The sequence below is a fragment of the Nocardioides aquaticus genome (assembly GCF_018459925.1).
Lineage (GTDB): Bacteria > Actinomycetota > Actinomycetes > Propionibacteriales > Nocardioidaceae > Nocardioides > Nocardioides aquaticus.
Genome location: NZ_CP075371.1, coordinates 922,662 through 934,230, shown reverse-complemented (window position 1 = coordinate 934,230; position 11,569 = coordinate 922,662). Strand labels below are relative to the sequence as shown.

Here is an 11,569-nt window from a genome sequence, read left to right as displayed (position 1 = left end):
TCCGGAGCCCGCTCCGACCGACCTCCCGGCCCCCTCCCCGACCCCCGTCGCGGCCCTGCCCCGGGTGGGCACCGGTGTCGACGTCCACCGGCTCGTGCCGGGCGTGCCGATGCACCTGGCCGGGCTGTCCTGGCCCGACGAGCCGGCCGGGCTGGAGGGCCACTCCGACGCCGACGTGGCGGCCCACGCGGCGTGCGACGCCCTGCTCGCCGCGGCCGGCCTGGGCGACCTGGGCTCGCAGTTCGGCACCAGCGACCCGGCCTGGGCCGGCGCGCCTGGGGTGGCGCTGCTGGCCGAGACCGCGGCCCGGGTCCGCGCCGCCGGCTACGTCGTGGGCAACGTCAGCGTGCAGGTGATCGGCGACCGTCCCCGCCTGGGGCGCCGTCGCGCGGAGGCCGAGGCCGCGCTCGGCGCGGCCGCCGGGGGGCCGGTCAGCGTCTCCGCCACCACCACCGACGGGCTGGGCCTGACCGGTCGCGGCGAGGGCGTCGCCGCGATCGCCACGGCGCTCGTGGTCCCCGCTGCCGGGCCGGACGCCGGACCGGACGTTCAGCCCGCGCGGCGGTAGCCGACCAGCACGACCCCCTCCAGCACGCGCACGTCGTACACCGGGACCCCGACCGCGGCGTCCTCGAGGCAGCGGCCCGTGCGCAGGTCGAAGGCGTGCCGGTGGCTGGGCGAGCCGACGAACGGCACGCCCGCGCGGGTGCCGACGATGCCCTTGGCCAGCGTCGAGGCGTGGGCGTACGGGTCGTGGTTGCCGAGCGCGCGCACCTCGTCCTCGGCCAGCCGGAAGATCGCCACCGTCTGCCCGTGCACCAGCGCGGTCACCCCGCGCCCGACTTCCAGCTCGGCCACGCGGCAGACGGGCTGCCACTCCTGACCTGCTGACCCACGTTCCCGGATGCGCTGAGCCGACATGACGTGAACCTAGGTCCGGTCTGTTCGGGCTGCGTTTCCGGTTGTTACAGGCGTGAAAATCGTCCGCCCGCGCCTCGAGCGTCGCGCCTCGGACGCGCCACAGACCCGATCAGGTCGCGACGGGAGGAGGAGGGGGGCAGGCGCTCACCTGCGCCCACTTCGAGTAGATGGCATGGATGACACCGACGTACAGCGCGATGAGGTCGTCGGCGCCGTCCGCCTCGAAGACCTCGGCCGCGGGCAGGTGCATCGAGACACCCGACTTCGTCTTCCGCAGGCGCCTGACGTCGAGCTCCGGCCGGACCGTGAGAACGAAGAATGGCGCCGTTGGGAAGAGCCACGTGCGGACCCAGGCGCGCCACTCCTCGCGCACCACGAGGACGTCCCACGCATCGCCGAACGCCTTCAGGTGGGCAGGGGTCAGCCCGGGGTCGAGCCACGCCACGCTGATCGAGTGGTTCATCGCGTACCGGGGCCAGAGCTGCGACCCCACCCAGCCGTCCTCGTCCTGGGTCGGGTCTGAGGGTGAGTCGGCCACCGCCGGAGGTTAGCCACCTCTGCTGACCCCTTCGAGCCTGGCGGACGTGCACATCCGGGTAGATCTACTCATCCACGACCCGCTCGACCGAAATACGCTCTCGTTGATGGACACACCGACGGGGGCACCTACCGAGAGCCCAGCCTCCGTGACCCGGCTGGTCGCCCGGACCATGTGGTGGAACCACTGCGTCCTCGTGGTCCTGCTGGTCGGTTTCGTCCTCTTCCGAGGAATCAGTCCGACGCCCGACGCGGACATCGGACGGGGTCTTGGCCTCATGTCCTTGGAGATCCTCGGGATGCCCTGGACCTCTTCCTCGATGGCCCGCTTCGCCGATCAGCTGCCGGGTCTCGACGACCGGGCCTGGGTCGCCGCGTCCTCGGGCGGGGCGGTGCTCAACGTCGTTCTCCACGCGGCGTTGCTCACGGTGTGGGACCGCTGTCGTGGACGTAAACCCACGAGCTAGACCGCACGCCGAACGACATCCGACGCCGGCCCCGCTGCTCGACGGATCACCGCACCCCGCGCCTCCTAGGATGTTCCGGTGCCCGCCGCCGTCGTCGTCCTCGCCGCCGGCGCCGGCACCCGGGTGGGTGCCGAGGTGAACAAGGTGCTGCTCCCGCTCCTGGACGATGCCGTGCTCGTCCACGCGGTGCGTGCGGCGCTGGCCGTGCCGGACGTCGCCCGCCTGGTGGTCGTGGCGCGGCCCGGCGAGGAGGCCGCCGTGGCAGCGGTGCTGCGGCCGCTGCTCGGCGAGCGCGAGGTGGTCCTGGTGACCGGCGGGGCGACCCGGCCGGACTCCGAGGCCGCGGCGCTCGAGGTGCTGCGTGCCGACGTCGAGGACGGTGCGGTCGACGTGGTCGCCATCCACGACGGCGCCCGCCCGCTCGCCCCGCCGGAACTGTTCACCGCGGTCGTCGACGCCGCCCGGCAGCACGGCGGCGCCGTCCCGGGCGTCGCCGTCACCGCCCTGGTCAGCCGCGACGACCCCCGCCCGGTCACCGGCGCCACCGTGGCCGTGCAGACCCCGCAGGCCTTCCGGGCCGGCCCGCTGCTCGCCGGCTTCGACCGGGCCCGGGCCGAGGGGTTCGCGGCCACGGACACCGCGGGCGTGCTGGAGCGGTACGCCGACGGCGACCTGCACGTCGTCCTCGTCGCCGGCTCCTCGCGCAACCTCAAGGTGACCGTGGCCGACGACCTCGCGCTGGCCGCGGCGCTGCTCGCCACCCTCTGACCCGGCCCTCCAGGGACCGTCCTCCACAGGGTCCCGGTCCGCGTTGACACCGCACGCAGGATTCCGAGCGCCTCAGACCTGCGAGCGGTGTCAACGCCGGCGGCACCCCTGTGGAGAAGGACGCGGTCGTCGTTGGCCGGTCAGCGTTGGCCGGTCAGCGCGGGCCGGTCAGCGCGGCGAGCACCTCGACGTCGTCCTCGGTCGACACCCGCCGACCCTCGCCCGGCGCCTCGAGATGACGTACGGGCCCCCGCCGCCCGAGGGCGGCGAGCAGCTCGGCCAGGTCGAGGTCCGGCGACAGCGCAGCCGGTCCCCCCTCGCCCTCCAGCGAGGCGACCACGTCGGGCGGCAGCACCAGCGGCGACGTCACCGCCCACACGGCGTCCCGGTCGACGGTCTCCCCCACGACGCCGTCCTCGACCCGCTTGACGGTGTCGGTCACCGTCCGCACGCCGACCACGACCTCGCCGGTGGCCAGCGCCTCACGCACGCAGGCGGCCAGGAAGGCCGGCGGCGTCATCGGGCACAGGCTGTCGTGGAGCACGAACGGCTCCTCCGCCGCGACCACCGAGGACCACGGGGTGCCGATGTCGACCAGGTGCACCCCGGCCTCGCCCATCGCCCACGCGGCGCAGGCCACCAGCGCCTCGCCGTGCAGCAGCGCGAACGGCAGCGAGCCGCGGCCCTGCTCGGCCACGGTCCCGAGCGAGGCCGGCGGCGCCTCGTCGTCGTCGGCGTCGTCGACCAGCAGGTAGGTGCTCACCCGCGGCAGCGTACGGGCCGCCGGGCCCGTCCGGGCGCGACGCGGCCCCCGGGACCGTGGTGGTCGCGGGGGCCGTCGTCGTGGAGCAGGGTGGTGCGGTGCCGATCAGCCGGCAAGGACCTCGTCGAGGATCGACTCGGCCTTGTCCTCGTTGGTGGACTCGGCCAGCGCGAGCTCGGAGACGAGGATCTGGCGGGCCTTGGCCAGCATCCGCTTCTCCCCGGCCGACAGGCCGCGGTCGCGCTCACGACGCCACAGGTCGCGGACGACCTCGGAGACCTTCATGACGTCGCCGCTGTGCAGCTTCTCGAGGTTCGCCTTGTAGCGGCGCGACCAGTTGGTCGGCTCCTCCACGTGCTCGGCACGGAGCACGTCGAAGACCCGGTCAAGGCCCTCCTTGTCGACCACGTCGCGCACGCCGACGAGGTCGAGGTTGCAGGACGGGACGCGGACCACGAGGTCCTGCTGGGCGGCGATGCGAAGAACCAGGTACTCGCGGTCCTCGCCCTTGATCGTGCGGGTCTCGATGTCCTCGATGACCGCTGCGCCGTGGTTCGGGTAGACGACCGTTTCGCCGACGGTGAATGCCATATGTGATGTACCCCTTCCTAGGGATCCCTACTTTACCACGACCTTCGACCCTTGATCGCCGCGTTTGTGCAGGTCAGAGGCTCGGTCGGGCTTGACACCGCGAGAATTGTGTGGTGCCGGAAGGGTCCTGGGACCCCGTGCGCCACCCCCTTCGGGACCCCCTCGGGGCCCGTTGTCGCAGGTCGGCGCGCCCGGGACGGGCCGGATCGTGGTGAGGTGGCCCACATCGGCCCGCGCTCGGCGATACTGCGCGCATGCGGAGGAAGCAGCGGCGCGAGGCCGCCCAGGCGACGGCGCAGACGACGGCGCCGGCGGCGCCCGTACGACCCGGCGGCCCGCCGGTCCGCCCGACCACGGAGACCCCGGGCGGGCCCGGCGGCGGGGGCACGGCGCTGGCCGAGCGACCCGCGCCGGCGCCCGCGGACGGGACGACGGACGGGACGACGGGCGGGACCGCGGCGCCGACCTCGGACGGGGGCCGGCTCGCGGGCGTACGCCGGTGGTGGCCGCTGCTCCTGCTGCGCGCGGCCCACCCGCGCCAGGCCCTGCTCACCGCCGCCGCCCTCGGCGCCGGCGCGCTGCTGCTCGGCCGCGCCACCCAGGAGGCCGCCGTCGTCGCGGCGACCGTGCTGGTCGGCCAGGTCGTCGCCGGGTGGCACCACGACCTCGTCGACCGCGACCGCGACCGCCGCCACCACGCCGGCCGCAAACCGTTGACCGTGCCCGACCTGGACCCGGGCACGGTGTGGTTCTCGATCGCCTGCGGCGTGCTGCTCGTCGTGCCGCTGGCGATCAGCACGGGCGTGGTCGCCGGGCTGACGTACCTCGCGGCCCTGCTGGTCACCCTGCTCGGCAACCTGGTGCTCCGCGGCGGCGTCCTGTCGTGGGTGCCCTGGGCGGTGTCCTTCGGGCTCTACCCGGCCTACCTGACCTACGGCGGCTGGGGCGGCGACCACCTCGGCTCGCCCCCGTCGGTCCTGGTCACCGTGCTCGCCGCCCTGCTCGGCGTCGCGGTCCACCTGGCCCGCTCCGCCCCCGGTCTCGTGGTCGACCACGAGGAGGGCTGGCGCACGCTGCCGGTCCGTGTCGCCCTCAGGATCGGTGCCAGCCGCGTGCTGCTCGTCGGCGGCCTGCTGGCGCTCGCCCTGGCCGCCGCGCTCGTCGTCCTCGGCCTGGGCGACGGCTTCACCGCCTGACCCGCGCCCGGGCCCGGGAGCAGCCGTCGGGGTGCGGCGCCCGGACGCTAGGCTTGCCCTGCCGACCCCGGTCGGTCCACGACCTCCCGCAGACCGAGAAGAGCCAGCTGACATGACTCGCCGATCTCCCCTCGCCCGCCGCCTCGTCCCGGCGGCGGCGCTGCTCGTGATCGGCGCCCCGGCGCTGGCCTCGTGCGGCTTCGACTACCAGACCAACCAGGTCAACACGATCTCGCACGACGTGGGTGAGCGCGGCGGGACGCTCGACGCGATCGGCGTCGTGCTGGTCTCCGCCCAGCCCGGCTCCGGCACGCTGGTGACCACCTTCGTCAACCAGAGCCCGGAGTCGGCCGCGACGGTCGAGTCGCTGGCCGGCACCGGCGAGCCCGTCGTCGACGCCCCGTCCTTCGAGCCGATCGAGGTCCCGCCGCTGGACCGGGTCACCACCACCGACCAGGAGGGCGTCGGCGTCGGCGGCATCCCCGTCGAGGGCGACTTCGTCCCGGGCGACTTCGCGCCGATCGAGTACACCCTGGACGACGGCACCACCATCGACCTCAACGTCCCGGTCGTGCCCGGCTGCCGTCAGTGGGAGGGTGTCGACACCTCCTCCGACGCCGACGCCCTGCAGCCCGAGGCCGCGGACCCCCAGCTCGAGGAGCCGGAGGGCACCGAGGAGCCGGGCGAGCAGCTCGAGTCCGACTCGAACGCCTGGGACTGCGTCCTGCCCGAGCCGTTCCACCACTGAGAGGCACCCGATGACTCACACCCTGGTCCTGCTCCGCCACGGCGAGAGCGAGTGGAACGCCAAGAACCTGTTCACCGGCTGGGTCGACGTGCCGCTGAACGACAAGGGCCGGGGTGAGGCCGCGGCCGGCGGACGGCTGCTGCGGGAGGCCGGCGTCCTGCCCGACGTCGTGCACACCTCGCTGCTGCGCCGCGCGATCAGCACCGCGCACCTCGCGCTGGACGAGGCCGACCGGCACTGGATCCCCGTACGCCGGTCCTGGCGGCTGAACGAGCGCCACTACGGCGCGCTGCAGGGCAAGGACAAGAAGCAGACCCTGGCCGAGTACGGCGAGGAGCAGTTCATGCTGTGGCGCCGGTCCTTCGACACCCCGCCGCCCGAGCAGGACCCGGCCGACGAGTACTCCCAGGCCGGGCTGCCGCAGTACGCCGACCTCGGCGACGACATGCCGCGCACCGAGTGCCTGGCCGACGTGATCGTCCGGTTCCTGCCGTACTGGGAGTCCGCGGTCGTGCCCGACCTGCGCGAGGGCAAGGTGGTGCTCGTCGCCGCGCACGGCAACAGCCTGCGCGCGCTGGTCAAGCACCTCGACGGCATCGGCGACGACGACATCGCGGGGCTCAACATCCCTACCGGTCAGCCGCTCGTCTACCGCCTCGACGACGACCTGCGCCCGACCGTGCCCGGCGGGGAGTACCTCGACCCGGAGGCCGCCGAGGCGGCCGCCGCAGCGGTCGCCAGCCAGGGTCGCTGACCCCGCACACTCGGCACGGGCTGCGGGCGTACGGCCGGGTCGCCGGCCGTACGCGGGTCAGGCCGTGGCGCGGGGGTACTCGCCGGTGACGACGAAGACGACGCGGTGCGCCACCGACACGGCGTGGTCGGCGATCCGCTCGTAGTAGCGGCCCAGCAGGGCGAGGTCGACCGCGGCCTCGACGCCGTGGGACCAGTCCTCGGAGAGCAGCTCGGTGAAGCTCTGGCGGCGGAGCTGGTCCATCACCTCGTCGTCGCGGCCCAGCTCGATGGCGGCCTCGACGTCGCGGTCGACGATGATCTTCGCGACGCGGGAGACCATGTCCTCGGCCGTCATCGCCATCTTGTTGATCGTGGGCTGCACCTCGCGGGGCACCGCCACCTCGGGCACGCGCAGCCGCGCGATCTTGGCGACGTGGACCGACAGGTCACCCATCCGCTCCAGCTCGCTGACCATCCGCAGGCCGGCCACGACCATCCGGAGGTCACCGGCGACGGGCTGCTGCAGGGACAGCAGGTTGAACGCCGCGTCCTCGACCCGCTCGCGGGCCAGGTCGATCTCGCGGTCGCCGCTGATCACGCGTTGCGCGATCTCGGCGTCGCCCTCGGTGAGGGCGCGGGTGGCCAGGCCCACCGCCGCCTCGACGTTGCGGCAGATGCTCGCGAGGTCGGAGAAGATGGCGTCGAGCTGCTCGTGGAAGACGTCGCGCATGTCCCCGACCCTAGGCGCCGTGGCCCACCCCACGGTGTCCTGCCGGGGGGATCGGCTGAACGAGCGGTGAACAGTGGGGAGTCGGGCGTCCGTTCGGCGAACCCCGGGTGACCCGCCACTAGGCTCGGGGTGTGGACCCGACGACGCAGGCCTTCCTGGCGGCGGTCATCGGCGCCGTCGTGGCCGGTGGCGCCGTGCTCGCCTGGCACGTCAGCGACCGTCAGCAACGAGACACCACCGCCCTGCCGGAACCGCTCCTGCCGCCCGGCGTGGCGGCGGTGCTCTCGGTGCTGCGCAGCAGCGCGGTCGTCGTCGACGACGCCGACCTCGTCGTCAAGGCCAGCGCCCCGGCGTACGCCCTGGGGCTGGTGCGCGGCACCGAGCTGGTCGCCGGCGAGCTGGCCGACCTGGTCACCCGGGTCCGTCGCGACGGGCAGATCCGCGAGACCGAGCTGGTCATCGGACGCTCGGGCGGGCCGCCGCGCCACGTCACCGCCCGGATCGCCCCCTGGGGCACCGCCTGGTGCTGGCGCTGGTCGAGGACCGCACCCGCGAGCGACGCGTCGAGGCGGTGCGCCGCGACTTCGTGGCCAACGTCAGCCACGAGCTGAAGACGCCGGTCGGCGCGATGCGGCTGCTGGCCGAGGCGATCCACGACGGCGCCGACGACCCCGAGGCGGTGCGCCGCTTCTCCCTGCGGATGGTCACCGAGGGCGAGCGGCTGAGCCGCCTGGTGCAGCAGGTCATCGAGCTGTCGCGGCTGCAGGGCGACGAGCCGCTGGAGCGGCCGCTGCCGGTCGCGGTCGACGAGGTGATCGGCGTCGCCGTCGACACCTCCGCGATCGACGCCGCGGCGCGCCAGGTCTCCGTCGTCACCGGAGGACCGACCGGGCTCAAGGTGCACGGCAACGAGGAGCAGATCACGGCCGCCGTGGCCAACCTGGTGGCCAACGCCGTCAGCTACTCCGAGCCCGGCGCGACCGTGCTCGTCTCGACCAAGGCCGTCGGCGACGACCTCGAGGTCTCCGTGGTCGACCAGGGCATCGGCATCCCGGCCGGGGAGATCGACCGGATCTTCGAGCGGTTCTACCGCGTCGACCCCGCACGCCACCGCTCCACCGGCGGCACCGGCCTGGGCCTGTCCATCGTCAAGCACGTCGCGGCCACGCACGGCGGCGAGGTGCGGGTCTGGTCCGAGGAGGGCCGCGGGTCGACCTTCACCCTGACCCTGCCGCTGGCCCCGGAGCACCCGCTGGGCGCCCCCGAGGAGGACGACGAGGACGACGACGGGACCGACGCCGGACCCCGCCCGAGCGACCTGACCCCCATGATGGACACCACGGCCGCACCCGCGGCCGACGAGATGCAGGAGGACCGCCCGTGACCCGGGTACTCGTGGTCGAGGACGAGGAGAGCTACAGCGACGCGCTGTCGTACATGCTGCGGCGGGAGGGCTTCGAGGTGGCCGTGGCCGCCGACGGGCACGCCGCCCTGGCGGAGTTCGACCGCAACGGCGCCGACGTCGTCCTGCTCGACCTCATGCTGCCGGGCATCCCCGGCACCGAGGTCTGCCGCACGATCCGGCAGACCAGCTCGGTGCCGGTGATCATGGTCTCCGCCAAGGACGACGAGGTCGACAAGGTGGTCGGCCTGGAGCTGGGCGCCGACGACTACGTCACCAAGCCGTACTCCCCGCGGGAGCTGGTGGCCCGGATCCGCGCCGTCATGCGGCGCGGGGTCGAGACGGAGGTCGCCCCCGACACCCTCGAGGCCGGCCCGGTGCGGATGGACGTCGAGCGGCACGTGGTGACCGTCGACGGCCACGAGCAGCGCCTCCCGCTCAAGGAGTTCGAGCTGCTCGAGATGTTCCTGCGCAACCCCGGCCGGGTGCTGACCCGCGGGCAGCTGATCGACCGGGTCTGGGGCTCCGACTACGTCGGTGACACCAAGACCCTCGACGTCCACGTCAAGCGCCTGCGCGCCAAGCTCGAGCCCGACCCGGGCGAGCCGAAGTTCCTGGTCACCGTGCGCGGGCTGGGCTACAAGCTGGACCTGTAGCGGGCGGGCCGGGTCAGCCGAGCAGCGGCAGCCGCCCCGCCCGTACGCCCAGCGCCGCGCGGTCGGCGTCGGTCAGGGCCTCGCGGCCGGTGGAGCGCAGCACCGCGGTGGCGTCGTCCCACGACGACGGCAGCGGCGCCCCGAGGATCCCCTCGAGCACCGCACGCGTGTGGGCCAGGCAGGCCGCGGACGGGCCCGGGTCGTCGAGGTCGAGGACCAGGTCGAGGTGGTGCACCGTCGCCTCGACGACCAGCGTCGAGACCAGGTCGTCGACCGTGATCACGTGGCCCTGCGTCTCGACCCGGGTCGTCGGGTCGGCGACCTCGGACGCCCGGACGACCGCGGCCGCGGTCGCCGTCCACTGGGCGCGCAGGTCCGCGGGGTCGTAGGCCGCCGAGACGCGCGCGCTGGGGCCCGCACCGGCGTCGCCGTCGGGCAGGAAGCCGGCCCAGTAGGTCTCCCGGTCGACGTCCGGGGTGGCGTCGGTCGTGCAGGCCAGCGCCACCAGCGCCCGCTGGGCGTCCATCAGCTGGTGGTGCAGCAGCGCGCGCACCGGCCAGGCCGCCGCCCGGGTCGGCCGCTCCCAGTCGGCAGGGGTGAGCCGGTCCGTCGCGCGGCTGGTCCCGGCGTACGCGTCCGCCAGCAGGTCCGAGGTCATCGGGCCACGCTAGGCCGCCCCCGGCGCGCCGCGAGCGTCATCTCGGCGCGCCGCGAGCGTCATCTCGGCGCGTGGGCGAGGAACGCGTCGACCGAGGCCGGGCTGAGCACGTGGTCGAGCACGGTGGCCGCGCAGCCCACGAGCCCGGCGCGGTCGCCGAAGGTGGCCGGCAGGATCTGCAGGTCGCGGGTGGCCAGCGCGGCGGCGCGGGCGTAGACCGACTCGCGGACGCCGGCGGAGTAGATGTCGAAGACGACCGGCATGTCGCCACCCAGCACGACGGCCTGCGGGTTGAGCAGGTTGATCGCGACCGCGAGCAGGTCGCCGAGGTGGCGGCCGCTCTCGCGCAGCAGGTGGCGCGCCTCGCCGTCCCCGGCCAGCGCCAGGTCGACCACCTCGCGGACGTGGGTGACCGCGCGGCCCTGCTCGTTCATCCGCGCCACCAGCGCCCAGCCGCCCGCGACCGTCTCCAGGCAGCCCGTGGCGCCGCAGCGACAGGTCCGCTCGCCGCCGGCGTCGACGGCGGTGTGCCCGATCTCGCCCGCGGCGCCGAGGTGGCCGGTCAGCACCTGGCCGCCGGCGACGATGCCGAGCCCGAGGCCGGTGGAGGCCTTGACCACGAGCACGTCCTCGAGCGCGCCGGTGCGACCCATCCGCTCGGAGCGGGCCAGCGCGTCGGCGTCGTTGCCCAGGAACAACGGCGGCGGGACGTCGTCGTCGGTGAGACCGGGGGGCACGACGTCGGCGAGGTACGGCGCCAGCTCGACGCCGTCCCAGCCGGACATGACCGGGGAGTCGACGCTGGCGCCGCGGACCCCGTCGACCGTGCCCGGCAGGCTGACGCCGATCCCGACGACGCGACGCGGCCGGTGGTCCAGCCCGGCCAGCAGGTCCCGGAGGCCCGCGGCGACCGCGGGCATCAGCTCCGCGGGCCCGACCCCGGCCGGGTGCTCGCGGGAGCTGGTGGCCAGCGCGTTCGCAGCCAGGTCGAAGACACCGAGCTGGGTGCGCGAGCGGCCGAGGGCGGCGGTGAGCACGACGCCGAACCCGGTGTCGAAGACCAGCTCGGTGGGCGGGCGGCCCCCGGTCGAGGCGAGCTCGTCACCGGCGCGCAGCAGACCGGCCGCGCCCAGCGCCGCCAGCCGCGAGGCCACGGCGGTGCGGGACAGGCCGGTCAGCCGGCCCAGGTCGGCCCGGGTCGAGGCGCGACCGGTGCGCACCAGGCGCAGCAGCTCGCCGGTGGTGGAGCCGGCGTCGCGGGCGCGGCGCACCTCGTGCTCGAGAGCGGACTTCGGGGAGAGCGTCATCGTGACCATTCAAACACCGACACCCGGAAGACACGCAACTTTTGCCTGGTTAATACCTAAGCACGTTGCATCCCAACCCTAAGGTCCTTA

At 74.3% G+C, this 11,569-nt stretch carries 16 protein-coding genes; 9 read left to right on the top strand and 7 right to left on the bottom strand.

Going from position 1 to position 11,569, the window contains the following annotated elements; all coding sequences use genetic code 11:
* Positions 1 to 55 precede the first annotated feature (55 nt).
* A complete protein-coding gene (gene ispF / locus ENKNEFLB_RS04550) occupies positions 56 to 568 on the top strand; it encodes a 2-C-methyl-D-erythritol 2,4-cyclodiphosphate synthase (protein ID WP_214059320.1) in 513 nt (170 codons plus the stop codon).
* Here the strand turns inward: ispF and nirD are convergent.
* On the bottom strand, positions 550 to 921 hold the full coding sequence (gene nirD, locus ENKNEFLB_RS04545; protein ID WP_214058108.1) for a nitrite reductase small subunit NirD: 372 nt from the start codon (positions 919 to 921) through the stop codon (positions 550 to 552). The genes ispF and nirD overlap by 19 nt on opposite strands.
* A gap of 109 nt (positions 922 to 1,030) precedes the next feature.
* Positions 1,031 to 1,459: a hypothetical protein gene (locus tag ENKNEFLB_RS04540; protein WP_214058107.1), complete on the bottom strand. Its 429-nt coding sequence runs from the start codon at positions 1,457 to 1,459 to the stop codon at positions 1,031 to 1,033.
* A gap of 148 nt (positions 1,460 to 1,607) precedes the next feature.
* Here ENKNEFLB_RS04540 and ENKNEFLB_RS04535 point away from each other — a divergent pair, with 148 nt between their 5' ends.
* On the top strand, positions 1,608 to 1,925 hold the full coding sequence (locus tag ENKNEFLB_RS04535) for a hypothetical protein (protein ID WP_214058106.1): 318 nt from the start codon (positions 1,608 to 1,610) through the stop codon (positions 1,923 to 1,925).
* A gap of 78 nt (positions 1,926 to 2,003) precedes the next feature.
* Positions 2,004 to 2,693: an IspD/TarI family cytidylyltransferase gene (locus tag ENKNEFLB_RS04530; protein ID WP_214058105.1), complete on the top strand. Its 690-nt coding sequence runs from the start codon at positions 2,004 to 2,006 to the stop codon at positions 2,691 to 2,693.
* A 154-nt stretch (positions 2,694 to 2,847) separates the two neighbouring features.
* Here the strand turns inward: ENKNEFLB_RS04530 and ENKNEFLB_RS04525 are convergent, their stop codons facing one another.
* Positions 2,848 to 3,456: a 2-C-methyl-D-erythritol 4-phosphate cytidylyltransferase gene (locus ENKNEFLB_RS04525; protein WP_246535840.1), complete on the bottom strand. Its 609-nt coding sequence runs from the start codon at positions 3,454 to 3,456 to the stop codon at positions 2,848 to 2,850.
* A 105-nt stretch (positions 3,457 to 3,561) separates the two neighbouring features.
* On the bottom strand, positions 3,562 to 4,047 hold the full coding sequence (locus tag ENKNEFLB_RS04520) for a CarD family transcriptional regulator (protein ID WP_160005177.1): 486 nt from the start codon (positions 4,045 to 4,047) through the stop codon (positions 3,562 to 3,564).
* Between the two features lie 254 nt (positions 4,048 to 4,301).
* Between ENKNEFLB_RS04520 and ENKNEFLB_RS04515 the strand changes: the two genes are divergently transcribed.
* From ENKNEFLB_RS04515 to ENKNEFLB_RS04505, 3 genes are all read left to right on the top strand, one after another.
* On the top strand, positions 4,302 to 5,243 hold the full coding sequence (locus ENKNEFLB_RS04515; RefSeq protein ID WP_214058104.1) for a hypothetical protein: 942 nt from the start codon (positions 4,302 to 4,304) through the stop codon (positions 5,241 to 5,243).
* Between the two features lie 112 nt (positions 5,244 to 5,355).
* Positions 5,356 to 5,991: a hypothetical protein gene (locus tag ENKNEFLB_RS04510; protein ID WP_214058103.1), complete on the top strand. Its 636-nt coding sequence runs from the start codon at positions 5,356 to 5,358 to the stop codon at positions 5,989 to 5,991.
* A gap of 10 nt (positions 5,992 to 6,001) precedes the next feature.
* Positions 6,002 to 6,745: a phosphoglyceromutase gene (locus ENKNEFLB_RS04505; RefSeq protein WP_214058102.1), complete on the top strand. Its 744-nt coding sequence runs from the start codon at positions 6,002 to 6,004 to the stop codon at positions 6,743 to 6,745.
* A gap of 57 nt (positions 6,746 to 6,802) precedes the next feature.
* On the opposite strand, the gene phoU is transcribed toward ENKNEFLB_RS04505, so the two are convergent.
* Positions 6,803 to 7,456: a phosphate signaling complex protein PhoU gene (gene phoU, locus ENKNEFLB_RS04500; RefSeq protein ID WP_214058101.1), complete on the bottom strand. Its 654-nt coding sequence runs from the start codon at positions 7,454 to 7,456 to the stop codon at positions 6,803 to 6,805.
* A 131-nt stretch (positions 7,457 to 7,587) separates the two neighbouring features.
* Between phoU and ENKNEFLB_RS22395 the strand changes: the two genes are divergently transcribed.
* From ENKNEFLB_RS22395 to ENKNEFLB_RS04490, 3 genes are read left to right on the top strand one after another with little or no spacing between them, the layout of a single operon-like run.
* Positions 7,588 to 8,067: a hypothetical protein gene (locus ENKNEFLB_RS22395; protein ID WP_246535839.1), complete on the top strand. Its 480-nt coding sequence runs from the start codon at positions 7,588 to 7,590 to the stop codon at positions 8,065 to 8,067.
* A complete protein-coding gene (locus tag ENKNEFLB_RS04495; RefSeq protein ID WP_246535838.1) occupies positions 7,980 to 8,840 on the top strand; it encodes a sensor histidine kinase in 861 nt (286 codons plus the stop codon). The genes ENKNEFLB_RS22395 and ENKNEFLB_RS04495 overlap by 88 nt, the downstream gene beginning before the upstream one ends.
* Positions 8,837 to 9,514, top strand: a complete 678-nt coding sequence (locus ENKNEFLB_RS04490) for a response regulator transcription factor (protein WP_160005166.1) — start codon at positions 8,837 to 8,839, stop codon at positions 9,512 to 9,514. Before ENKNEFLB_RS04495 ends, ENKNEFLB_RS04490 begins: the two co-directional genes overlap by 4 nt.
* Before the next feature lie 13 nt (positions 9,515 to 9,527).
* On the opposite strand, the gene ENKNEFLB_RS04485 is transcribed toward ENKNEFLB_RS04490, so the two are convergent.
* Both ENKNEFLB_RS04485 and ENKNEFLB_RS04480 read right to left on the bottom strand, forming a co-directional pair.
* The gene (locus ENKNEFLB_RS04485; protein ID WP_214058100.1) at positions 9,528 to 10,172 is read right to left on the bottom strand and encodes a maleylpyruvate isomerase N-terminal domain-containing protein; all 645 of its coding nucleotides are present in this window, start codon (positions 10,170 to 10,172) and stop codon (positions 9,528 to 9,530) included.
* A 59-nt stretch (positions 10,173 to 10,231) separates the two neighbouring features.
* Positions 10,232 to 11,479, bottom strand: coding sequence for an ROK family protein (locus ENKNEFLB_RS04480; RefSeq protein WP_214058099.1), 1,248 nt, complete (start codon positions 11,477 to 11,479; stop codon positions 10,232 to 10,234).
* Between the last annotated feature and the right edge of the window lie 90 nt (positions 11,480 to 11,569).